Below are 24835 nucleotides of genomic sequence, written 5' to 3' on the forward strand. Positions count from 1 at the left end.
AACATTGATATTAAGCGGAGTTTTACATTGAACAGCGGGGGGTGTCTGACTATAATGGCGCGCTTCCATTTTCCCGCTCGGGAGCCCCCGCGATGCTGCGTATCAGCCAAGAAGCTCTGACATTCGACGACATTCTACTAGTGCCTGGTTATTCCGAGGTGCTTCCTAACGAAGTCAGTCTCAAGACCCGCCTTACCCGTGGCATCGAGCTGAATATTCCTCTGGTTTCTGCCGCCATGGACACCGTCACTGAAGCCCGTCTGGCAATTGCCATGGCTCAGGAAGGTGGCATCGGCATTATCCACAAGAACATGACCATCGAGCAGCAAGCTGCCGAAGTTCGCAAGGTCAAGAAGTTCGAAGCCGGCGTCGTCAAGGATCCGATCACCATCGAGGCCGATGCCACGGTTCGTGATCTGTTTGAATTGACCCGCATGCACAACATTTCCGGCGTTCCGGTACTGCACGATGGCGACCTGGTCGGCATCGTCACTTCCCGTGACGTGCGCTTCGAAAACCGCCTGGATGCCACCGTCCGTGAAGTGATGACGCCTAAAGAGCGTCTGGTCACGGTCAAGGAAGGCGCCGACAAGAACGACGTGCGTGAACTGCTGCACAAACACCGCATTGAACGCGTACTGATCGTCGACGACAAATTTGCCCTCAAAGGCATGATGACGGTCAACGACATCGAAAAAGCCAAAGCCTACCCGCTGGCCAGCAAGGACGATCAAGGTCGTCTGCGCGTTGGTGCTGCTGTCGGCACCGGTAAAGACACCGGTGATCGTGTCGCTGCGCTGGTCAATGCCGGTGTGGACGTGGTGGTGGTCGACACCGCTCACGGTCACTCCAAAGGCGTGATCGACCGCGTTCGCTGGGTCAAAGAGAATTTCCCTGAAGTGCAGGTGATCGGCGGCAACATCGCCACCGGCGCAGCCGCCAAGGCCCTGGCCGAAGCTGGCGCCGACGCCGTCAAGGTCGGTATCGGCCCTGGCTCGATCTGCACCACCCGTATCGTCGCCGGTGTCGGCGTCCCGCAAATCAGTGCCATCGCCAACGTTGCCGCTGCCCTTGAAGGCACCGGCGTACCGTTGATCGCCGACGGCGGCATCCGTTTCTCCGGTGACCTGTCCAAGGCCATCGTCGCTGGTGCCTCCTGCGTGATGATGGGCTCGATGTTCGCCGGTACTGAAGAAGCGCCGGGTGAGATCGAACTGTTCCAGGGCCGTTCGTACAAGGCTTATCGCGGCATGGGTTCGCTGGGCGCCATGTCCCAGGCTCAGGGCTCTTCCGACCGTTACTTCCAGGACTCCTCGGCAGGCGCCGAGAAACTCGTTCCGGAAGGCATCGAAGGCCGTGTGCCGTACAAAGGCACCCTGAGCGCGATCATTCACCAGTTGATGGGCGGTCTGCGTTCCTCGATGGGCTACACCGGTAGCGCCAATATCGAAGAAATGCGCACCAAGCCTGAGTTCGTGCGGATCACCGGCGCTGGCATGGCCGAATCCCACGTTCACGACGTGCAGATCACCAAAGAAGCGCCAAACTACCGCGTAGGTTGAGCCTTCAAGCAACAAGCTAAGCAACCGGGGCTGTTTTATTCAGCCCCGAGTTGTTTCTGAATCACGACTGTTTCTGAATGACTTAGACGAGACTGAATCATGGCCCTCGATATTCACGCTCACCGCATCCTGATCCTCGACTTCGGTTCCCAGTACACCCAACTGATTGCCCGCCGCGTGCGCGAGATCGGTGTGTACTGCGAGCTGCACCCGTTCGACATGGACGAAGATGCGATTCGCGAATTCGCTCCGAAAGGCGTCATCCTCGCCGGCGGCCCCGAGTCCGTGCACGAAGCCAACAGCCCGCGCTGCCCACAAGCTGTGTTTGACCTGGGCGTACCGGTCTTCGGTATCTGCTACGGCATGCAGACCATGGCCGAGCAACTGGGCGGCAAGGTTGAAGGTTCCGAACTGCGTGAGTTCGGTTACGCCCGCGTTGATGTGGTCGGCAAGAGCCGCCTGCTCGACGGCATCGAAGACCACATCGACGCCGACGGCCTGTTCGGCCTCGACGTATGGATGAGCCACGGTGACAAGGTCACCAAGATGCCGGAAGACTTCCACATCCTGGCCAGCACCCCGAGCTGCCCGATCGCCGGCATGTTCAACGACGACCGTGGCTACTATGGCGTGCAGTTCCACCCGGAAGTGACCCACACCAAACAGGGCGGCCGCATCCTGTCGCGTTTCGTTCTCGACATCTGCGGTTGTGAAGCCCTATGGACGCCGTCGAAGATCGCTGAAGACGCCATCGCCAACATCCGCGCACAGGTCGGCACCGACAACGTGCTGCTGGGTCTGTCCGGCGGCGTTGACTCCTCGGTGGTTGCGGCGCTGCTGCACAAAGCCATCGGCGATCAGCTGACCTGCGTGTTCGTCGACAACGGCCTGCTGCGTCTGCACGAAGGCGAGCAAGTGATGGCTATGTTCGCCGAGAACATGGGCGTCAAAGTGATCCGCGCCAACGCCGAAGACCAGTTCTTGAACAACCTGGCCGGCGAAGCCGACCCGGAGAAGAAACGCAAGATCATCGGTCGCACCTTCATCGACGTCTTCGATGCCCAGTCCAACAAACTGGAAAACATCAAGTACCTCGCTCAGGGCACCATCTACCCGGACGTGATCGAGTCGGCTGGCGCGAAAAGCGGCAAGGCGCACGTGATCAAGTCGCACCACAACGTGGGCGGTCTGCCGGAAGAGATGAACCTGAAACTGGTCGAGCCACTGCGCGAACTGTTCAAGGACGAAGTCCGTCGTCTGGGACTGGAACTGGGCCTGCCGTACGACATGGTCTACCGTCACCCGTTCCCGGGCCCTGGTCTGGGCGTACGCATCCTCGGTGAAGTGAAAAAGGAATACGCCGACCTGCTGCGTCGTGCCGACCACATCTTCATCGAAGAACTGCGCAAAGCCGACTGGTACCACAAGGTCAGCCAGGCTTTCGTGGTGTTCCAGCCAGTGAAATCGGTTGGCGTGGTCGGCGATGGCCGTCGTTACGCCTGGGTCGTGGCCCTGCGTGCCGTGGAAACCATCGACTTCATGACCGCGCGTTGGGCACACCTGCCTTACGAACTGCTGGAAACCGTTTCCGGCCGCATCATCAATGAAATCGAAGGCATCTCCCGCGTTACTTACGACGTGTCGAGCAAGCCGCCGGCGACGATTGAGTGGGAGTGATCCTGCTGCACTTCGATGCTTGCATTGAGTGACTGAAAACCCCTTGGCCCAGGCCAGGGGGGTTTCGTTTCTGACGCGGATGTCAGTCAGGGAGACTGCTCTGTAGCGCCAGCCCCATCTCTGTCAGTCGTAGCGACATTTCCTCGATGTTGGCGAACTGGACGTCATTCACCCGAGTCCATGCAGGACGATGCAGGGAAATGACGCCGTCGGCCAGATTCGCCACAGGCGTACGCACGAGCATGCCTTGCTTGCTACGGTGCAACACGGTGTAAGTGTCTGCGGTTTTCTGGATCATATACATGCCACGCCTGTGCAGCAGGTTCTCCAGTGTCTCCTCATTCCAGGCCACCGGTTCGGCTGGCATTCGCAGGCGAAAGTCAGCGCGAAGAACATCGTTAGTCTGTGTCGCAGCGCCATTTGAGAATGATCCTCGACGCACTTCGATACCCGGGTCGGCGTCGACTTGCAGGGTGTCACCCATTCCGATTTCCTCGATGCGCAAACCGATAGCGCCCTTTATTTCGCTGATACCAGGTAGACCTCTCAGTGTGTTGGTGTTTTGCACACCGGTCAGCGCGATCCATTTTTTGGGGCTGTTGAGGTAGGTGTCGCCCGTCATGATGTCGCTCGCCAGATAGGTGCCCATCATTTGTTCGTCATAGGGCGAAAGCGGTGACTTCATTTTGTAGCTCGCTGCGCAGTCGATGCCCTGGATGCGCACACCATTGGCCTTGGCTGCCCTGACCAGTTCCAACACATTGAATCGCCCCGTAGGATCGGTGCCCAGGCTGCTCAGGTAGGTTCGTAACTCTGCCGACAGGGTGCCGGTTGTGAAGTAGCGGTTCAATTCCACTTGAGCGAAGTCACTGAGCACGCCACGCAGGTAAAGGGTTTTGGCGTGCCTGGCCAGCGCCGGCATGTGTTCAATCATGAAGCGCATGCTGGCAATGCGGTTCAGCGTCTCACCCACTACCAGTCCGGGTGCCGATTCAAAGATGCGATCGACGAACTCTGAAATTGAAATCGGTGTACTGATGGCGGTCATGGCAGGCCGGGGAGGCGGGGTGATCCACGGAAGATTGCTGAAAAATTTTCTCGCGCCGGCCTGCAGCAGTTTGCGCTTGCCCACGGCATACATCTCAAAGGGGTCGTGCATGCTGAAGCTACCGTCGGCATTTCGCATCAGTTGGGCATGGGTTTCGGTCAGGTTCAGTGCCCAGGCTCTTATCGAACTGCGCACAGTCGGTTCGATATCGTAGGCAGAGTTCACTATGCGCAGTGGGCGTGATACCGGAGTATGTGATTCGACCTGCGGTTGAGCGGTTGCCTCAGGCCCAGTCGGTTCAAGGGTGTCGAGTGGAATATCGGGAGCGCAGGTTTTTCCCATGCATTGGCCGCCGCCGGTGAGGCGCAACGACTGCATTCGCTCCCATTCGCCTGTGGCATTCAGACGTACCGGCAACGAATGAACAAACTGATTGGGTCTGTCCGGGTCCACGATAGCCCAATAGCCGCCTTCGCCATAGTCGCCGAAATAGCGCACATAGTACGGGTTGTCATTTATCAGAATGGCGTAAGGCGGATCGCTGTTGAGTCGAAAGATGCCTTGGAACTGTCCGGGTTCGGTCTGCGTATCCAGGCCGTCGAGCAGTTCGTTGCACATGTATTTGTCAGGGATCGGCGGCGCTAGAGCGCTTTGCGCCGGGATCGACCCGGACGTTTCAGGTCCGGGAGCAATAACGTCTGGCTCGACCGGACCGATGAGCTCCGGTTGTTCGACCAGCGGATCCGTTAGCTCCAGTGCCGACGTGGACGCGCTCAGCTCAGCCATTTCTGCTGCCTCGGCCGCTTCCACCTCGGCTCCCACCTCCAGCATCGAGCCGGTGCCCTTGAGGAAGGGAACGTTGAACAGCGCGTCAATCCCGCTCAGCACTGCACCCAGCACGCCTGCGTTGCGATCATGGGCGGTTGTGCCGTTGACCGCCTGATCAATGTTCAGCCCCATGCTGACGATGCTGGCGCCAATGACCGGCAGTGCGACCGGCCAGCCTACAGCGGCCATCGGGCCAAAAGCCTTGAGGCCTGCACTCAGATACCCGATCCATAGTTTTTTACGCAGGTCGCCATTGGAGGTCAGGGACAGGCTGGCTTCGGCAAACATTGCGTTGCGGGTCGAATCACGCAACCAACTGAACGCATCACCACTGATCGCCAGGTTGTGCCGATTGATCAGGTGGTGATCGGTACGGCCCCAGGTGCTGACCAGACGATTCATCAAATCGGTGATGTTCTCGGTCATCTGCTGACGTTCGGCGAGTGGAAAGTGATTGAGCAAATGCTTGCGCAGCGTGTCGTGATTCATCTGCTCTAGAACCCACCAATGCATGTCCGCTGAGGTTTCCAGTACTACGAACGTCAGGACCTCGCCGGGCAGATAGATAATCTGCCGACCAGCCGGATCGGCAATGCGTAGCAGGTTGCTGGCCGGATGGCCGTCGATATCGAACGCTCGCACCTCATTGCCCGCCGCATGAGGCGTTTGCAGCGTTGAGAGGTTCATTGGCCAGGTGACAGGCCCGATCACCGAATCGACGATCCACTGGAAATCCGTTCCGGTCAATTGCCCGACTTCCAGTGCCTGCACGGCACGGCTGAGGAAGTTGCACTTGGCCAGCGTGCGAAAATCATCGGCGTGCGTGTTCCAGAAAGCCGTCAACCTGTCGTTGTATCGCGTGCTGAAGTCGATATCCCAAAAAGTGTTGAGCACCTCGTTGCCGTGCAGACGCACTTCGTTGCGGTGGTCGAAATTTTCGGTCTGGGGCCCGTCCTTGTAGAAACCCGCGTAGAGATCCAGCAGATCGGCGTTGTCCTGGTCGGTGGCGCGAAAACGATGAATCACCAGTTGGGTGAGGGTCATCGATTCGTAGGGTTTTTCGCGGATGTGCTCCCAGCCGGTAAATGACCGGGTGCTGCTCTGGGCGGCCTTGAATCGATGAAAATAGACCTGATCCGGGTCGAGATTCGCTAGACCTTTTTCTTGTAACAGATGACGGGCAGCTTCATGTGCCGTGTCGTGCAGGCCCGGACAGTTTTGCACGATGGCCGTAGCCATTGCCTTGAGGGCCGCTTTATCTGCCGCATTGGGCTGAGGACGTTGTATGGGGGCGTTCATGCTGTCTCCATCCATGAGAAACGAAGGCCGAGCATGGCCGAATCGCTCAAGGGGAGTGCACTAACTATGTACCGCACATTGCCGTCGAAAACGTGCTGCGGTCAGCGCCGTGCCACGTCGGAGAAGTAGAACTTGTCCAGCGTGTGCCGGGACTCGGTGTACTCGAACTGCCGACCGTCCTGGAGGAAGGTCTGATTGCTGACCACGATCACATGGCTTTGCTCATCGAGATCAAGGTGCAACTGATCATCCTTGCTGCGCGGCACAGCCTCGATGGTGCGTTGGGCGTAGGCGATCTGAAGCTGCAAGGTCTGTTCGATATAGGCGTAGATCGACTGCTTGGCGATATCGAGGGAAAGGCCGGGAATCACCTCGGTGACGAAATGGTTGATGTCGAGAATCACCCGTTTACCGTCGATGCGCCGCACCCGTTTGACTCGCGTGATGGGGCAGCCGGGCTCGGCGTTGATGTGTTCGAGCAGAGCACCTTCCAGTGTAATTTGCGTCAGTTCGACGACTTCGGTGCTGACGTCGTTGCCCAGTCGCGGATAGGTTTCCTGGAAGCTAACGATGCCGCCGAGCTGGAACTCGATCGGGTTGGTCGACAGCACGAACGTACCTTTGCCGTGGATCTTTTGGGCGAAACCGCGCTCCTGAAGTTGCTCGATGGCCTTGCGTACGGTGCCGCGGCTGGCCTGATAGCTGTCCATCAGTTCGGTTTCCGAAGGCAGACGGGCGCCGCGTTCCAGGCGTTCAGTCGTGATGCTGGCCAGCAGATCGCTATAGATCCGGTTGTATTTGCTCATGGGTAGGCTCTGTGCCGACTGTGCTCAAAACGTCGAACCTTAAGGGCAGGGTAGGGCTTTGTCCATGTGGGGAATGGAAATCACCCAAGGGCAGGGTAGGAGAATTCGCTGCCGATCTGACGGGAATATGCAAAAACAAACTCGTCTGTACGAGTTGTTGCATTAACTCGTACAGACGAGTATTTTTCGCTTCGGCGTGCTGCCAATAACAACAATTCACGGTGGAAGAACAAGCATGAGCCATGACTATCCGAACATCGCCAGCGAGTTGCTCCAAAGCCTCGGTGGCAGCGACAACCTCGAGCAAGCCGCGCATTGCGTCACGCGCTTGCGTCTGGCCCTGAAGAATCCCGGCCTGGTCGACAGCGCCACGCTCAACCAGATCGATCTGGTCAAAGGCTCGTTCTTCACCGGCGGCCTCTATCAGGTAGTGATCGGTCCGGGTGAAGTGGAAAAGGTCTACGCCGAACTGCGCCGACAGACCGGTCTCGCCGCAGCGACCATCGCCGACGTTAAACAGAAAAGTGTCGAGAAGATCAACGCCATGCAGCGTCTGGTGCGGGTGTTTTCCGATGTGTTCATGCCCATCCTTCCGGCGCTGATCATTGCCGGTCTGCTGATGGGCATCAACAATCTGCTGGGTGCCAAGGGCATGTTCATCGAAGGGCAGACCCTGCTGGATGCCTACCCGAAACTCGACGGGCTCTGGAGCCTGATCAATCTGATGGCGAACACCTCGTTTGTGTTTTTGCCGGCACTGGTGGGCTGGTCGGCGGCCAAGCGTTTTGGCGGCAGTGAAATCCTCGGCATTGTGCTCGGCCTTATGCTGGTTCACCCGGACTTGCTGAACGCGTGGAACTACGGCAAGGCTGTTGCCGGACTGGATGGCCAGAGCCTCCCCTATTTCGACATCCTCGGATTGTTCCAGATTGAAAAAGTCGGCTATCAGGGGCAGATCCTGCCGATTCTGTTGGCAGCCTATGTCATGAGCGTCATCGAAAAATGGCTGCGGGCGCGAGTGCCTAACGCGGTGCAGTTGCTGGTGGTGCCGATCACCACCATCGTCGTCACCGGCGTGCTGGCGCTGGCCGTGATCGGCCCGGTGACCCGCCACGTTGGCATCTTCATCACCGAGGGTGTGGTCATGCTGTTTGACCTGGCACCGATGGTCGGCGGGGCGATATTCGGACTGCTGTACGCGCCACTGGTCATCACCGGCATGCACCACATGTTTCTCGCGGTCGATCTGCAATTGATCTCGACCCAAGGCGGCACCTTCATCTGGCCGATGATCGTCATGTCGAACCTCGCCCAAGGCAGTGCTGCGCTGGCGGTGTTCTATATGACGCGCAATGCGCGGGACAAGAGCATGGCGTCGACCTCGGCGATTTCCGCGTATTTCGGTATCACTGAACCGGCCATGTTCGGGGTCAATCTGCGCTACAAGTTTCCGTTCTATGCGGCACTGACGGGGTCGGCAATGGGCTGCATCTTCCTGTCGCTGAACAAGGTTCAGGCATCGGCCATCGGTGTCGGAGGCCTGCCCGGTTTCATCTCGATCATTCCGCAGTTCATCCCGATGTTTGTGATCGGGATGGTCATCGCCATGGTTGTGCCGTTTGTTTTGACCTGTGCACTGAGCATGAAGATTGTCCGGCCTGGATATCGGGTTGCCTGACGCTTCCATTTATTGAAGGAATTGTGCCATGCAAGACTGGCAACGTTCGGTGATCTACCAGATCTACCCGAAGAGTTTTTACAGCCACGCCGGCAACCCGACAGGTGATTTGCTCGGGATCGTGGCCAAGCTCGATTACCTGCATTGGCTGGGTGTCGATTATTTGTGGATCACCCCATTCCTGCGCTCGCCGCAACGGGACAACGGCTACGACATCAGCGATTACTACGCGATCGACCCGAGTTACGGCAGCATGGCCGATTGCGAGTTGCTGATCGCCGAAGCCGGCAAGCGCGGGATCAAGCTGATGCTCGATATCGTGGTCAACCACACTTCGATCGAACACGTCTGGTTCCAGCAGGCGCGCAGCAGCCTCGACAATCCCTATCGCGACTTCTATATCTGGCGCGATCAGCCGAACAACTGGGAATCCAAGTTTGGTGGTTCTGCCTGGGAGTACGAAGCCCAGACTGGCCAATACTTCTTGCACCTGTTCGACCACACCCAGGCTGATCTGAATTGGGATAACCCCAAGGTGCGCGCCGAAGTGTTCAAGATGATGCGCTTCTGGCGGGACAAGGGCGTGGGTGGTTTCCGTCTGGACGTCATCAATCTGATCTCCAAACCAGCGGATTTTCCCGAGGACAACAGCGACGGTCGACGCTTCTATACCGATGGCCCGAACGTCCACGAATACTTGCAGCAGATGCACCGCGAAGTCTTCGAAGGGCACGATCTGATCAACGTCGGCGAGATGTCGTCCACCCGCCTCGAACACTGCATTCGTTACTCGAATCCGCAATCAAAAGAACTGTCGATGACCTTCAACTTTCATCACTTGAAAGTCGATTATCCGAACCTGCAAAAGTGGGTTCACGCTGAATTCGATTTCCTGCAGCTCAAGCAGATTTTGTCCGATTGGCAGACCGGCATGCAGGCCGGTGGCGGCTGGAACGCACTGTTCTGGTGTAACCACGATCAGCCGCGCGTGGTCTCGCGTTTCGGCGACGACGGCGAGTATCGGGAGCTCTCGGCGAAGATGCTCGGCACCGCGCTGCACTTCCTGCAGGGCACGCCGTTCGTGTATCAGGGCGAGGAACTGGGGATGACCAATCCGGGTTTCGAGCATATCGATCAGTACCGCGATGTCGAAACGCTGAACATCTTCCGGCTCAAGCGTGAAGCGGGAGCCAGTGATGTCGAGAACATGGCGGCGATCATGCAGAAGTCCCGTGACAACGGGCGTACGCCGATGCACTGGAACGCGCAACCCAATGCCGGTTTCAGCCGTGGCGAGCCGTGGATCGGGGTGCCGGCCAATGCCGCGCAAATCAACGTCGCCAACCAGCTCGACGACCCGGAGTCGGTGCTGCATCACTACCGCCATTTGATTACGTTGCGGCGTACAGAGGCGTTGATCTCAGAGGGCGTATATCGACAGTTGCTGCCCGAGCACAAGCAGGTCTGGGCCTACCTGCGCGAAGGGACGGGGGAGCGTCTGCTGGTGGTGAACAATTTCTATGGCGCACCGTGTGACGTCGAACTGCCGATCGTGATCGGCGAGTCGCTGAGCCAGCGGTTGTTGATAAGTAATTATCTGGACTGTCCATTGCGCAATCGACGGGTGAGTTTGCGACCTTACGAATCGTTCGTCCTGCATCTGATCGACCCTGACATCTAACTAAAAACAGTGTTTCAAAAAACACGCAGAACCCTGCGCGGGAGAGTTTTGCGCGCCGATTTCATGCAATCACACAACAAAAATAATGGGGTGGCTTATGAAAACAACAATAAATCGTAGCCTTGCAGTCGCAGGTTTTTGCCTGGCGTTACCACAAACATCACAAGCGCTGGAGTTCGGCGGTTACTTGCGCAGCGGCGTCGGCAGCTCGACCCAGGGCGGTGGCCAATCGTGTTTCCAGTTGCCGGGCGCGCAGACCAAATACCGTTTGGGCAACGAGTGCGAACAGTATGGCGAGCTTGAGTTGCGCCAGGATTTGTACACCCTCGACGATGGCTCGGTGCTTAGCGTTGATGGCATGGCCTCGCTGTACAACCGCTACGACCGCCGGCCCACGTTCAAGGACGACAACGGCTCGATTCGCCTGCCACAGGCCTACGCACAGTGGTCGAACATGCCCGCGCTCAATGGTGGTTCACTCTGGGCTGGCCGCCGCTACTACAAGCGTAATGACATCCACATTTCCGATTTCTACTACTGGAACCAGAGCGCTACGGGCGGTGGGATCGAGGATGTGTTGATCGGTGACCTGAAATACAGCTACGCCTTCTCGCGCAAGGACAATCTGTACCAAAAGGACTACATCAACCGGCACGACTTCAACGTGGCCGGTTTCAATACCAACCCGGGCGGTCAGCTTGAGTTCGGCTTGAGCTATATCGACAAGCCCGATAGCCGTGACGCCCACCGTGGTTGGGCAATCACCACTCAGCATGTGCAGAAGGACTTTCTGGGCGGCAAGAACAAACTGGCCCTGCAATATGGTGAAGGCCCCGGCACCGGGCTGGGCTACACCGGCAACGTCAAACTGGACGACAGCAATAAAAGTTATCGGATCGTCGAGTTTTTCGACTGGCAGGTGACGCCGCGTTTCGGCGGGCAGTTCGAGGCGGTGTATCAGAAAGACATTCGCCCGGACGGTGCTGACCAGAACTGGATTTCTCTGGGCGTGCGCCCGACTTATGCGTTCACCGAACAGTTCAAACTGGTGACGGAACTGGGCCACGATCAAGTCGAAGCGCCGGGCGGCACGCGCAAGCTGAGCAAGTTCACCGTTGCCCCGACCTGGTCACCCAAGGGCCCGGAGTTCTGGGCGCGCCCTGAGGTGCGTCTGTATTACACGTACGCCACCTGGAACGAGGCCGCCAAACGTGCGGCCAACGAACTGGCCCAAGGTTCGGCGCTGTCCGACACCGGTGCCTTCGGCAATGCACGCCACGGTGCGAACGTCGGATTGCAGGTCGAATACTGGTGGAAATAAGCGATGCTGTTGGGGCGTCGCGCTCCATCGGCACTTCAAAGAACAAAACCGCAGGTGACGTCATGGCCACATCCCAACCATTACAACTGCTGGCGCCTTTGGCCGGCGTGCTGATACCGCTGGAGCAAGTGCCGGATCAGGTGTTTTCCAGCCGGGTGATCGGCGACGGTCTGTGCATCGATCCGACGTCGCCGACCCTTTGCGCACCGCTGGCCGGCGTGGTCAGCAACGTCCAGGCCAGCGGGCATGCCGTGAGCATTACCGATGACAACGGCGTTCAAGTATTGCTGCACATCGGGCTCGATACGGTCAATCTTGCAGGTCAGGGTTTCACCCGCCTGGTCAAGGAAGGCCAGAGGGTTGAGGTCGGGCAGGCGCTGATCGAATTCGATGCCGATTACATCGCGCTGCACGCCCGCAGCCTGATGACTCTGATGCTGGTGGTCAGTGGCGAGTCATTCACCAGGTTGACTGCGCCATCCGGTCTCGTTGACCTCGGCCAGCCGTTGTTGAGCCTCGCCACTTGCGAGGCGACCAGCGAGGCCCCGGCGGCCGCTGAAGGCGAAAGGTTTTTCTGCGCAACAGTGACATTGCCCAATCTCAATGGCCTGCATGCGCGTCCGGCGGCGGTATTCGCTCAGGCGGCAAAAGGCTTTTCAGCAAGGATTTATCTGCACAAACAGCAGGCTGAAGCCAACGCCAAGTCCTTGGTGGCGATCATGGCGTTGCAGACCGCTCTGGGTGACCGTGTGCAGGTGAGTGCGGTGGGCGAAGACGCTGAAGCCGCGATCAACACGCTGTCCCGATTGCTGGCCGAGGGCTGTGGTGAAGCGGTGGATGTGATGCCTGATGTGGTGCAGGTCGAGGCGGTCGAGCCTGAGGCCCTGACGGTCATGCGTGGGGTCTGTGCATCGCCCGGTTCGGCGTTGGGCCGAGTGATGCAGATCGTCGAGCCAACGCTTGACGTGAAAGAGTTCGGCGCCGGGTCGCATATAGAGCGCGAAGCCCTCGCCAATGCACTGATAGAGGCCGATATGGCCTTGCAGCACCTGCGCGACACCGCCACGGGTGAAGCGCAGGCAGACATTTTCAAGGCTCATCAGGAACTGCTCGAAGACCCGGGTCTGCTCGATCAGGCTCAAACGTTGATTGCCGAGGGCAAAAGTGCGGCGTTTGCCTGGCGCGCGGCCACGCAGGCAACAGCGACACTTTTCCAGCATCTCGGCAGTCCGTTGCTGGCCGAAAGGGCGGCGGATCTGGTCGACGTGGGGCTGCGCGTCCTCAAGCTGATCCTTGGGGTTCGTGAGCATGCGCTGGAGCTGCCGGAGGGGACCATTCTGATCGCCGATCAACTGACGCCGTCCCAGACCGCCGGGCTCGATACGAACAAAGTATTGGGGTTCGCCACGGTTGGCGGTGGTGCGACCAGTCATGTCGCGATTCTCGCCCGCGCCTGTGGTTTGCCGGCGATCTGCGGGATGCCCATGCAAATGCTGGCGTTGGTCAGTGGCTCCCGCGTGTTGCTCGATGCCGACCGGGGCGAGCTGCACGTAGACCCGGATCCCGTGGCGATCAATGAATGGCAGATCAGGCATGATCAACAACGCCAGCGCCATCAACACGAACACGCGCACGCAACGCAGGCAGCCTGTACCCGCGACGGGCATCACGTCGAGGTGACGGCCAACGTTGCCTCGCTGAGTGAGACCGAGCAGGCGATGACTCTGGGAGGCGCCGGTGTGGGGCTTTTACGTTCGGAGTTTCTTTATCTGGATCGCAATCACGCACCCACTCGCGAGGAACAAGTATCGACTTACAGCGCCATCGCCCGGGCTGTGGGGCCATCGCACAATCTGGTGGTGCGCACGCTGGATGTCGGCGGCGACAAACCGCTGGCCTACGTGCCGATGGACAGCGAAACCAACCCGTTCCTGGGGCTGCGCGGGATTCGCCTGTGTCTGGAGCGCCCGCAGCTTTTGCGCGAGCAGTTCCGGGCCATCCTGGGCTGTGTTCACCTGACGCGTCTGCACATCATGTTGCCGATGGTGGCACAGCTCTCGGAGCTGCATCTGGCTCGGCAGATGCTGGAGCAGGAAGCGCTGGCGCTGGGCCTCGTTGAACGGCCGAAACTGGGGATCATGATCGAAGTGCCGGCGGCGGCACTGATGGCGGACGTGTTTGCGCCGCATGTGGACTTCTTTTCGATCGGCACCAACGATCTGACGCAATACACGCTGGCCATGGATCGCGATCATCCTCGTCTGGCCAGCCAGGCGGACAGCTTTCATCCCTCGGTATTGCGCCTGATAGCGATGACCGTGAAGGCGGCGCATGCCCATGGCAAATGGGTCGGCGTCTGTGGGGCAATGGCTTCTGAACGCTTGGCTGTGCCGTTGTTGCTCGGACTTGGCGTGGATGAGCTGTCAGTGAGCGTGCCGCAGATTCCGGCGATCAAAGCGGCGGTGCGCGAGGTGGATCTGCTCGACTGCAAGGCCATAGCCGACCAGGTGCAAGGGCTTGAGAGTGCTGAAGACGTGCGCGAGGCGCTTCGTCTGTATCACGAGGCGACGGTCGATACTTTACGGGCTCTGGAGAATTGAAAATGTTCGATAAATTGCAGACAGCGTTCTGGAAGGCGCTGACCCCGGATCTGGTGGCGGACGAGCCGCCAGTGCAGGCCGAACCTGTTGGCGGCCTGAGCACAGAGATCGTGGCGGCGCTGGGGGGTGTGGATAATCTCCAATCCCAGCAACCAGCGGCGTTGACCCGGGTGCGGGTGGCGTTGCGTGATGTATCGCGTATGGATCGTGAGGCACTGAGCAATGCCGGTGTTGCGGGCGTCATGGAACTGGAGGGCGGCGTCATTCACCTGATTACGGGTCTGCGGCTATAGGGCTGTAGATGATGTGCGGCCTAAGGTCACCCTTACTGTTTCTCATCCGCAGGTGTATCGTATTCGCCTTTTACAGGCCTTCAAGGTCTGTCGCTGATACGTGAGGTAGTTGAGTTCATGTCCTTTACCCGTCGCCAAATCCTCGGTGGCCTGGCCGGTCTTGTTGTCGTTGGTGTTGGAGCGGGGGGCGCGTCGCGTTACTGGCTGGGCAAAATGGCTGACGCTGAAGCGGGTCACGACTACGAGCTGATCGCCGCGCCTTTGGACGTGGAACTGGTGCCGGGGCACACGACCGAGGCTTGGGCGTTTGGCCCGTCGGCGCCGGGTACTGAATTGCGCGTGCGTCAGGGCGAATGGCTGCGGGTGCGTTTCATCAACCACTTGCCCGTCGCGACCACCATCCACTGGCACGGCATTCGCCTGCCGCTGGAAATGGACGGCGTGCCCTATGTCTCGCAGTTGCCGGTGTTGCCGGGTGAATACTTCGACTACAAATTTCGTGTGCCGGACGCCGGCAGCTACTGGTATCACCCGCACGTCAGCAGCAGCGAAGAGCTGGGGCGCGGGCTGGTCGGGCCGCTGATCATCGAAGAGCGCGAGCCGACCGGTTTCAAATACGAAAAGACCCTGAGCCTGAAGAACTGGCACATCGACGATGAAGGCAATTTCGTTGAGTTCAGCATTGCGCGTGAAGCGGCGCGTGGCGGTACGGCCGGGCGCCTGTCGACCATCAACGGCGTGCCAACACCGGTGATCGAATTGCCAGCAGGGCAGATCACTCGGGTGCGACTGCTCAACCTCGACAATACCCTGACTTATCGCATCAACATTCCCGGCGTCGAAGCGCAGATTTATGCGCTGGACGGCAACCCGGTCGAACCGCGCCCGCTGGGCAAGGAATACTGGCTCGGCCCGGGGATGCGTATCTGCCTGGCGATCAAGGCTCCAGCGGCTGGCGAAGAGCTGTCGCTGCGTAATGGCCCGGTGCGTTTGGGCACCCTGCGTTCGGTGGCCAACAGCGATGCACCGACCCAATGGCCGCCAGCGCTGCCGGCCAACCCGGTGGCCGAGCCCGACCTGGCGAATGCCGAGAAACTCAACTTCAATTTCGAATGGGTCGGTTCAGTGTCGGTCAACGTCGACAACGGCAAGCCACCGAGCCTGTGGCAGATCAACGGCAAAGCCTGGGACATCACTGACAAGACCTGTGCGGATCGGCCGATTGCCACCCTGAAACTGGGCCAGAGCTATATTTTCGAACTGAAGAACATGACCCAGTATCAACACCCGATCCACCTGCACGGCATGAGCTTCAAGGTGATTGCGTCGAATCGGCACAAGGTCATTCCGTATTTCACCGATACCTATCTGCTGGGCAAGAACGAGCGTGCGCAAGTGGCGTTGGTGGCGGATAACCCGGGTGTCTGGATGTTCCACTGCCACGTCATCGACCACATGGAAACCGGCCTGATGGCCGCCATCGAGGTGAAGTGATGCGCCAGATTCGCCCCGCAGCGATTATCGACCGCAGCCGTGATCGTGATTTCATGCGCGAAGCCCTGGCCCTCGCCGCGCAAGGCGCCGCCCTCGGCGAAGTGCCGGTGGGCGCGGTGCTGGTGCAGGACGGCGAGATCATCGGTCGAGGCTTCAACTGCCCGATCAGCGCCAGCGACCCGAGCGCCCATGCGGAAATGGTCGCGATCCGCGCCGCCGCTCAGGCGGTGAACAACTATCGCCTGCCGGGTAGCACGCTGTACGTGACGCTGGAGCCGTGCAGCATGTGCGCCGGGCTGATCGTCCATTCGCGCATTGCACGGGTGGTGTATGGCGCACTGGAGCCGAAGGCCGGGATTGTGCAGAGCCAGGGGCAGTTTTTTACCCAGGGCTTTTTGAATCATCGGGTGTTGTATGAAGGCGGGGTGCTCGCGGAGGAGTGTGGCGCGGTGCTGACCGAATTCTTCCGGGCCCGCCGAGCCAAACCCGCTGAATAAACACAAACCCAAAAGTGGGAACGGGCTTGCTCGCGAAAGCGGTGTGTCAGGCGACTAAAATGTTGCCTGACACACCGCTTTCGCGAGCAAGCCCGCTCCCACAGGGGGGATCTCCTTTGTAGGGGCGATCGGTTTACTTCTTCGCGACAATCACCGCCCGCATCGGCGCCGGCAGGCCTTCGATGGTTTTGCTGTGATCTTCCGGATCGAGGAAGTCGCTCAGCGACTGATACTTCATCCACTCGGTGCCGCGCTGTTCCTCAACCGTTGTGGTGCTGACGTCGACACACCGAATATCAGTAAACCCGGCACGCCGCAGCCACAACTCCAGCGCCGGCACCGACGGCAGGAACCACACGTTACGCATCTGCGCGTAGCGATCTTCCGGCACCAGCACCTGATGTTTGTCGCCTTCGACCACCAGGGTTTCCAGCACCAGTTCGCCGCCCTTGACCAGGCAGTCCTTCAGCGCCAGCAAATGCTCGATCGGCGAGCGGCGGTGATAGAACACGCCCATGGAAAACACCGTGTCGAAACCTTCAAGGTTCGGCGGCAGGTCTTCGAACGGGAACGGCAGGTGCCAGGCATTCGGCTCGGACAGGTAACGCTGCACAGCCTGGAACTGACAGAAGAACAGCCAGTTCGGATCGACACCGATCACGCTGTCGGCGCCAGCACCGAGCATGCGCCACATGTAATAACCGTTGCCGCACCCGACATCGAGGATGCGTTTGCCTTTGAGGTCCAGATGCGGTGCGACTCTCGACCATTTCCAGTCCGAACGCCATTCGGTGTCGACATGCACGCCAAACAGATCGAACGGCCCCTTGCGCCAAGGCGACAAGCCCATCAGCGCGGTGCGCATTTGCGCGCGGGTTTGTTCGTCGCAATCGGTGTCGAGTTTCAGGCCGTTGAGCAGATCGACTTCGCTCGGCTGGATCTTCGGCAGCGCGTCCAGCGCACTTTGCCAGCGCTCCAGGTCGCCGTGACCCTTCTCCATTTTTTTGTCGAGTTGCGCTTGCAGCGTATTGGCCCAATCGGCCAGCGGTGTACCCGTCAAGCGGCGGGCGAGGGGGGACAGATCAATCATGGCAAGGCAATCAACGAGGCAAAGTTAAGACACTGGAACCACGGCACGACTTTCGAGAAACCGGCGGCCAGCAGGCGTTCGCTGTGTTCTTCGAGGCTGTCGGGCTTCATGACGTTTTCGATGGCGCTGCGCTTCTGGGCGATTTCCAGTTCGCTGTAGCCGTTGGCGCGTTTGAACGCGACGTGCAGGTCGGTGAGCAACGCGTGTTCTTCGGCATCGTTGAAGCGCAGCTTCTCCGACAGAATCAACGCCCCGCCCGGCAGCAGCGATTGGCGGATGCGCGACAGCAACGCCGTGCGCTGATCCGGGGCGATGAATTGCAGGGTGAAGTTCAGCGCCACTACTGAAGCAGGCTGGAAGTCGAGCGCGAGGATATCGCCTTCGATCACTTCGACTGGCAGCAACTCCTGGAACATCGAATTCTGACCGTTGAGGTACTCGCGGCAGCGCTCAACCATCGCCGCCGAGTTATCCACAGCGATCACCCGGCAACCATCGGTGCGCACATGGCGGCGTAGCGCCTGAGTGACCGCGCCGAGCGAAGCGCCGAGGTCGTAAAGCACGCTGTTCGGTTGGGCGAATTGTGCGGCGAGTACACCGAGGTTTTCGACGATGGTTGGGTAACCCGGCACCGAGCGCTTGATCATGTCCGGGAACACCCGCACCACGTCTTCGTTGAAGGCGAAGTCAGGCACTTGGGCCAAAGGCTGGGCGAAAATGCGATCGGGTTCTTTGCTCACGGCGGTTTCCGGCGGTGTCGGTGGAAAAGGCCGGCATTTTAGCCAAAGTGGCGCGGGGATGCTTGGGTTGTCTGATAAAGCGTGGGAAAGCGCCTTGAGGAAGGCTGAATGACCGGGGCCGAAGCGTATGGTCTGGTCATTCATTATTTAAAGCTGATTACACAGGTCGCAGTAATACGATGTAAGTGGAGTCGCCTGCGATTCTCAGTTCCTGATTACGTGTATTGACACCCATGAAATTAAACTTAAATCGGTAATGTAATTTCTCGGGAGTAGCCTGCATGACCTCTACAGTGAAAGTTCCGCTTTTTGCATAGTATGTGAAAGAGGTAGTCGCGCCAGAGATGGCCCCCGCTTCACCGTAATAGGCCTTCTGGAAAGGAAACTCAGGATCAGTAACAGAGTAGGTGCCAGGCTCAATGTTCCTATCGAACGTGAGCCCTATGCTTTTTGCACTTTGATAGGTGGGACCCCCGACGTTTGCACGAGTCACCAGCGAAATCTGATTACTCGCAGGATTGGCGTGGAACTCAGCAAATTGGCTGTTGAATTCGACTCGGTCAGAGATCGTGGCAACTGTTTCAGCGCTGACTGTGATGACGGTATCTTCAGCGTTGGCAGCCGTGGCGCTTTTGAAAAAGCTCATGAGATGCTTCCTTGTATTCAACGGGTGGTCGGAGATGACCACTGAATACTAGGGGGAGGGGTAAAATCCGAACTACTGTCAGATCTGACAGTTTTTTATAACGTTTTGGAATTATTTTCGGAGTTTATAGATATAAATTTTTACTTTAACCGTCCTTCTTATTAAACGCCGAGGCGGCAATACACCATTGTCCCAACCAGTAGCTGAGGATGATCACGTAGGGGGCTGTGTGAAATGGCGACACGAAGCGATCTATGCCAATCACGCTGTCTGAGAACACGAACGCCAGTGCACCTGCTGCTGCCAATAACGCCGAGCGCTTCGGTACATCAGTTCCCAAGCGTGCCAGGGCACGCCATAGCATCGCGCTGATCGCTGTGCTGTAAACAATCACCGGCACCAGCAAAGGTCCCAGCCCACTGGAAATCAGAATCCCCAGCAGCACCACGCCGACGGCGACAGCGAGCACCAACGGCAACAGCGCCAGACGTTTGCAGTCGCTGAGGTAAGCCTTGAGATAAGCCAGGTGCGCGACCAGAAATGCACCGAGGCCGAACACGAACAGATCCCCAGGCCACGCCAGCAGCACATCACCCAGCAATGAAAAAATCAGGCCAAGGCTGATCCAACGGCGATAGTCGCTGGGTGGCGCGTCATGCAGCCAGCCGAGCAGCGCCAGCACCGGCAACGGTTTGACCAACAGGCAGAGCAGCGCCGCATGAGTGCTCAGGCCATAGAGGAAGGTCACCGCGCCCATCAGCGCCAGAATCAGCCAGCCCACGATCAGTTCACCGAAATCGCGCAGTCAAAGGTTTCCACCGGCAACACTTCTGGTGCCCAAGGCTGTTGCGAGGTCAGACGCAGACGCCCGGTGCCGGGGGCGAACGCCTGGAAGCGCCAGGTGGAAAGTCCGGCTGCACCGACCACGCCGGCATCTTCGGGGTTGCTGTAAACCTCGGGGCTGAGCGCGCGCAACACGCCACCTGCCGAATCCTGAATGGCCCAGCGATAACCGGTGGTCGGGTTGCTGGGCAGCATCACAATCAGGTTTTGCCCGCTGCTGAGCCGCACGGGGCATTCGCTCTGTTTTTCCACGGTTACGTTATGTTTCGGCTGCGTGGCGCAAGCGGCCAGCAAGGACAGGGCGAGGGGGACAAACAGGCGAGTGGGGGACATGAGATCAGCGGCTCCGGCGTTGGCGACGAACGGTGAGCATAACTGAAGGGCTAATGAGTTGCTAAACGCGATCGCCTGCCGCGTTTTGCAGCAGGCTGGTTGAGGGGGCGGGGCGAAATGCCTATTTTTTATTACCCCTCCAGATTGTAATAGCATTGAACTTCAAAGGATTCGTTGTTCATAGTGAAATTTATTGCAAAATTTCCACTGTAATGAAAGTTACCTTGTGTCACTACAGTGACACTGCCCTCGACGGGAGTGGCATGGAATGCGATGCCATTTACCAAGCCATAATATTCGACAGTTATATGTTCATGTGGGTATTCATACTTGCCGGGGGGCAAGAGATCTGAAGAATCATTGCCGGGTATGCGGTCGCGGAAGTGTATGTCGATCGAAGTCGTATTAAAGTTTTCGGTGGAATGCGTTCCTCTGAGCCTCATTCCACTCCTTGGTAAAACGTAGACGTTTGTAGCGACGAACTTTTCCGTTGAGTTGCTGAAAACGGCTTCTAATGTACCTGATGCCAATTTCGAGTCCGTAGTGTCCATGAGATTTCCTTGCGCCGTTTGATGGAACAGGAAGTTTTGCCTTAATTTATCGCGCTGGATACTGTAAAAGCTGACAGGTTTTTATTCTAATTTAAGATAGGTTTCCTCTGATTCTGGCATAACCATTAGCATTGCCAAACGCGTGCGTCGACAATGCTAATGTTGGCTTCTGTTAGAACAAGATGTCCGCCATACCCGCAAACCACTGGCTAAGTCCAAGGTAATGCCTTCCTTCAGAGGGGCCGGCATGTTGCCGCGGTTCGAACACCCGAAAGATCGAATTAAATGGGGAGAGTCATTTCATTGACCAGAAACGAGCCCTTTCCACTCACCACGCGAGCTTCATCGCCCAAGTCAGCTTTTGCAGTGAATTTGAAAGCCGTGACCACGAACTTGTGTTTGTTTGGTGAGATTTGCGTTTTTTCTACAGTCAGTTTGCTATCGATGATTTCGAATTGATGAGGACGTAATTCCTGTTGGAAAGTGCCAACGTCTACTGTTTCGGAATAATCAGAGATCGTCAAATCACCATTGGCTTTCCCAAAAGTGAATACCACCCTCCTCTCGGAACTGAGGCCTTTATCTTTAAAACAAATCAGGTGAAACCCTGGCCGGAATAAATCGGAGTGGTAGTCGAGCGCCTGAGTGGTGAAGCTTGTGAGGTTGTCCGATGCTCCTTCGGTCACGTCCTTGGTGGTAATAGTGAACTCGCCATCAATGAAAACCGCTTTTTTTTCAGTACGATTTGCCATGAATATTGCCTCTGCCTGTTGACGGAGCAAGCAGTGTGAACGAGCGGGTGAAACCTGGGACCTGTTACATTTGACAGTTTTTTATACTATTTTGACTTGGTTTTTTTTCGGCTGCTTCTACCTGGTTATAAGGGCGAGAATAATAAGCCCGCGTTCCGACAGTAAAGTCGTTGATACTGGGAACGCGGGCTAATTCCGATTAAGCCCTGGAGCAGAGGAAGGTGGATGTTAGAACAATACCTTCGCCACATCCGCAAACCGCTTGGCGAAGTGCACGGTGATGCCTTCCTTCAAGTAGTCCGGCAGTTCCTCGAAGTTGCCACGGTTCGGCTCCGGCAAAATCAGTTCGAATATCTTCTGCCTTCTTGCCGCAATCACCTTCTCGCGCACCCCGCCAATCGGCAGTACATGCCCGGTCAGGGTCAGTTCACCGGTCATCGCCACGCCTTTTTTCGGCGCTTGATTGCGTGCGAGCGAGAGCAGGGCGCTGGCCATGGTCACGCCGGCGCTCGGGCCGTCCTTCGGTGTTGCGCCTTCCGGTACGTGCAGGTGAACGAAGGCTTCGTCGAAGAATTTCGGATCGCCGCCAAACGACTTCAGGTGCGAACTGACGTAGCTGTAGGCGATTTCCGCCGACTCCTTCATCACATCACCCAGTTGCCCGGTGAGTTTGAAGCCGCGATTGAGCGTGTGAATGCGCGTGGCTTCGATCGGCAATGTGGCGCCGCCCATGCTGGTCCATGCCAGGCCGGTGATGACACCGGTGCCGGACAGCACCTGCTCATTGCGGAACACCGGATGGCCGAGTGAGGCTTCCAGGTCTTTGGGCCCGAGCTTGATTACCGCTTTGGGGTCGTCGATCAGTTTCATCACCGCTTTGCGCACCAGTTTGCCCAGTTGTTTTTCCAACTGACGCACCCCGGCTTCACGAGCGTAACCGTCGATCAAGGCCTTGAGCGCGCTGTCGCTGATGCTCAGGCTGCCCTTGGACACGCCAGCCTTCTCCAGCAGTTTCGGCCACAGGTGACGCTTGGCGATGGCGACTTTTTCTTCGGTGATGTAGCCCGACAGGCGAATCACTTCCATCCGGTCGAGCAGCGGGCCGGGAATCGAATCGAGGGTGTTGGCAGTGCAGACGAACAGGACTTTCGACAGGTCCATGCGCAGGTCGAGGTAGTGGTCGAGGAATTCGACGTTCTGCTCAGGGTCAAGGGTTTCCAGCAGCGCCGAGGCCGGGTCGCCCTGGTAGCTCTGGCCCATCTTGTCGATCTCGTCGAGCATGATCACCGGATTCATCACTTCGACGTCTTTGAGCGCCTGCACCAGTTTGCCCGGCTGCGCGCCAATGTAGGTGCGGCGGTGGCCCTTGATCTCAGCTTCGTCGCGCATGCCGCCGAGGCTGAAGCGGTAGAACGGTCGGCCGAGGGATTCGGCGATGGATTTGCCGACGCTGGTTTTACCCACGCCCGGTGGGCCGACCAGCAGCACGATGGAGCCGCTGATCTCGCCCTTATAAGCACCGACAGCGAGGAACTCGAGGATGCGATCCTTGATGTCGTCGAGGCCGGCATGGTGTTTGTCGAGCACTTTGCGCGCGTGCTTGAGGTCGAGTTTGTCCTCGCCGTACACGCCCCATGGCACCGATGTCGCCCAGTCGAGGTAATTGCGAGTGACCGCATACTCGGGCGAGCCGGTTTCGAGGATCGACAGTTTGTTCATCTCCTCTTCGATGCGCTTCTGCGCTTGTGCCGAGAGGACTTTGCCTTTCAGGCGCTGCTCGAACTGTTCCAGGTCGGCGCTGCGGTCGTCCTTGGTCAGGCCGAGTTCCTGCTGGATGACCTTGAGTTGTTCCTTGAGGAAGAACTCGCGCTGATGCTCGCCGATCTTGCGGTTAACTTCGGCCGAGATCTCTTTTTGCAGGCGCGCGACTTCGACTTCCTTGCGCAGCATCGGCAGGACTTTTTCCATGCGCTTGAGCATCGGCACGCAGTCGAGCACTTCTTGCAGTTCGGGGCCGGTGGCGGAGGTCAGGGCGGCGGCGAAGTCGGTCAGTGGCGATGGATCGTTGGGGCTGAAGCGGTTGAGGTAGTTTTTCAACTCTTCGCTGTACAGCGGGTTGAGCGGCAGCAGCTCCTTGATCGCGTTGATCAGCGCCATGCCGTAGGCCTTGACCTCGTCGGTCGGCTCGGTGGGCTGGTGCGGGTATTCGACTTCGACCAGGTACGGCGGGCGGTGGTGTTTGAGCCAGGTTTTGATGCGCACACGGCTCAGGCCTTGGGCGACGAACTGGAGTTTGCCGTTTTCGCGGCTGGCGTGGTGCACCTTGACCAACGTGCCGTACTCGGGGAGGGCTTCGGTGTTGAAGTGGCGCGGGTCTTCCTGGGGGGAGTCCATGAAGAACAGGGCCAGAGAGTGGTGTTCGGATTTGCTGACCAGTTCGAGGGTTTCGGCCCAGGGCTCTTCGTTGACGATGACCGGCAGCACTTGGGCCGGGAAGAATGGGCGGTTGTGGATCGGGATGATGTAGACCTTGTCCGGCAGGTTCTGGCCGGGCAGGGCCAGGCCTTTGCCGGCGGCGTGGTGCTCGATGTGGTCGGTTTCGGTGAAGTCTTCTGGGATGTCCGGGAATTCTTGCTGGTCGCTCATGGGGCACCTGCGCAATGGGGTATGGGTCTTAGATGGGGCAGGGCTTGGGTGGTTTCAATGGGGGGGGGTGTTTCTGCTTGTGTGTTCAGGGTTTTGACAGGGTTTCTTTAGACTTGGCGGCCTTTGGGCCGACCATGTTGTGGTTGTTTGGTGTGTATATCCGTTTCTTCGGTAACGGCGGCTTAGGGTTTCGCCCTTACGGCGACTCACTTTTTTACAAGCGCCTAAAAAAGTAAGCAAAAAACGCTTGCTCCTACGTGCGGCCCGCTCGCTGGGGCTCGGGGTTCCTTCGCTGCGGGATTGATCCGGGGGCATCGCCTACGGTTTGCTTCGCTGCACCTCCTCTCGATGTGTTTGGCTGCGCCAAACGGTCGCTGCGCTCCCACCCCCGGATCAATCCCTCCGCTCAGCCTTCCGACGTCGCCCGAGGATCAAGATCAAAAGCAGGCG

19 protein-coding genes are annotated in these 24835 nt (G+C 58.3%); 9 read left to right on the forward strand and 10 right to left on the reverse strand.

The window, feature by feature from the left end; all coding sequences use genetic code 11:
• Positions 1–92: 92 nt before the first annotated feature.
• Both guaB and guaA read left to right on the forward strand, forming a co-directional pair.
• On the forward strand, positions 93–1562 hold the full coding sequence (guaB, locus tag K5E40_RS27320; protein ID WP_221733387.1) for an IMP dehydrogenase: 1470 nt from the start codon (positions 93–95) through the stop codon (positions 1560–1562).
• A 99-nt stretch (positions 1563–1661) separates the two neighbouring features.
• A complete protein-coding gene (guaA, locus tag K5E40_RS27325) occupies positions 1662–3239 on the forward strand; it encodes a glutamine-hydrolyzing GMP synthase (RefSeq protein WP_221733388.1) in 1578 nt (525 codons plus the stop codon).
• Between the two features lie 82 nt (positions 3240–3321).
• On the opposite strand, the gene K5E40_RS27330 is transcribed toward guaA, so the two are convergent.
• Complete coding sequence (locus tag K5E40_RS27330) at positions 3322–6414, reverse strand: membrane-targeted effector domain-containing toxin (RefSeq protein WP_221733389.1); 3093 nt, start codon at positions 6412–6414, stop codon at positions 3322–3324.
• Between the two features lie 101 nt (positions 6415–6515).
• Positions 6516–7220, reverse strand: coding sequence for a trehalose operon repressor (treR, locus tag K5E40_RS27335; protein WP_221733390.1), 705 nt, complete (start codon positions 7218–7220; stop codon positions 6516–6518).
• A gap of 235 nt (positions 7221–7455) precedes the next feature.
• Between treR and treP the strand changes: the two genes are divergently transcribed.
• From treP to tadA, 7 genes are all read left to right on the forward strand, one after another.
• Positions 7456–8898: a PTS system trehalose-specific EIIBC component gene (treP, locus tag K5E40_RS27340; protein WP_221733391.1), complete on the forward strand. Its 1443-nt coding sequence runs from the start codon at positions 7456–7458 to the stop codon at positions 8896–8898.
• 28 nt (positions 8899–8926) lie between these two features.
• Positions 8927–10579, forward strand: coding sequence for an alpha,alpha-phosphotrehalase (gene treC, locus K5E40_RS27345; protein ID WP_221733392.1), 1653 nt, complete (start codon positions 8927–8929; stop codon positions 10577–10579).
• Positions 10580–10676: 97 nt separating this feature from the next.
• Positions 10677–11900, forward strand: coding sequence for a carbohydrate porin (locus K5E40_RS27350; RefSeq protein ID WP_221733393.1), 1224 nt, complete (start codon positions 10677–10679; stop codon positions 11898–11900).
• 62 nt (positions 11901–11962) lie between these two features.
• Complete coding sequence (gene ptsP / locus K5E40_RS27355; RefSeq protein WP_221733394.1) at positions 11963–14500, forward strand: phosphoenolpyruvate--protein phosphotransferase; 2538 nt, start codon at positions 11963–11965, stop codon at positions 14498–14500.
• A 2-nt stretch (positions 14501–14502) separates the two neighbouring features.
• Positions 14503–14793 carry a PTS transporter subunit EIIB gene (locus K5E40_RS27360; protein WP_221733395.1) on the forward strand — a complete coding sequence of 97 codons (291 nt, stop codon included), beginning with the start codon at positions 14503–14505 and terminating at the stop codon, positions 14791–14793.
• A gap of 117 nt (positions 14794–14910) precedes the next feature.
• On the forward strand, positions 14911–16287 hold the full coding sequence (locus K5E40_RS27365) for a multicopper oxidase family protein (protein ID WP_221733396.1): 1377 nt from the start codon (positions 14911–14913) through the stop codon (positions 16285–16287).
• The gene (gene tadA / locus K5E40_RS27370; RefSeq protein ID WP_221733397.1) at positions 16287–16784 is read left to right on the forward strand and encodes a tRNA adenosine(34) deaminase TadA; all 498 of its coding nucleotides are present in this window, start codon (positions 16287–16289) and stop codon (positions 16782–16784) included. The genes K5E40_RS27365 and tadA overlap by 1 nt, the downstream gene beginning before the upstream one ends.
• Before the next feature lie 133 nt (positions 16785–16917).
• Here tadA and cmoB read toward each other — a convergent pair whose 3' ends face one another.
• The 8 genes from cmoB to lon all read right to left on the reverse strand — a co-directional run bounded on the left by cmoB (position 16918) and on the right by lon (position 24385).
• Positions 16918–17874, reverse strand: coding sequence for a tRNA 5-methoxyuridine(34)/uridine 5-oxyacetic acid(34) synthase CmoB (cmoB, locus tag K5E40_RS27375; RefSeq protein WP_221733398.1), 957 nt, complete (start codon positions 17872–17874; stop codon positions 16918–16920).
• Complete coding sequence (cmoA, locus tag K5E40_RS27380) at positions 17871–18614, reverse strand: carboxy-S-adenosyl-L-methionine synthase CmoA (protein WP_221733399.1); 744 nt, start codon at positions 18612–18614, stop codon at positions 17871–17873. Before cmoA ends, cmoB begins: the two co-directional genes overlap by 4 nt.
• Positions 18615–18771: 157 nt before the next feature.
• Positions 18772–19260: a hypothetical protein gene (locus K5E40_RS27385; protein ID WP_221733400.1), complete on the reverse strand. Its 489-nt coding sequence runs from the start codon at positions 19258–19260 to the stop codon at positions 18772–18774.
• Positions 19261–19405: 145 nt separating this feature from the next.
• Positions 19406–20041, reverse strand: a complete 636-nt coding sequence (locus K5E40_RS27390) for a lysoplasmalogenase (protein WP_221733401.1) — start codon at positions 20039–20041, stop codon at positions 19406–19408.
• Between the two features lie 2 nt (positions 20042–20043).
• A complete protein-coding gene (locus K5E40_RS27395) occupies positions 20044–20436 on the reverse strand; it encodes a protease inhibitor I42 family protein (protein ID WP_221733402.1) in 393 nt (130 codons plus the stop codon).
• Between the two features lie 131 nt (positions 20437–20567).
• Entirely contained in the window at positions 20568–20987 is a 420-nt protein-coding gene (locus K5E40_RS27400; protein WP_221733403.1) for a hypothetical protein, read from the reverse strand.
• Positions 20988–21268: 281 nt separating this feature from the next.
• Entirely contained in the window at positions 21269–21739 is a 471-nt protein-coding gene (locus tag K5E40_RS27405) for a hypothetical protein (protein WP_221733404.1), read from the reverse strand.
• 228 nt (positions 21740–21967) lie between these two features.
• Positions 21968–24385 carry an endopeptidase La gene (gene lon, locus K5E40_RS27410; protein ID WP_260456077.1) on the reverse strand — a complete coding sequence of 806 codons (2418 nt, stop codon included), beginning with the start codon at positions 24383–24385 and terminating at the stop codon, positions 21968–21970.
• Positions 24386–24835: the final 450 nt, after the last annotated feature.

It is taken from the genome of Pseudomonas baetica, assembly GCF_019733355.1.
GTDB lineage: Bacteria > Pseudomonadota > Gammaproteobacteria > Pseudomonadales > Pseudomonadaceae > Aquipseudomonas > Aquipseudomonas baetica_A.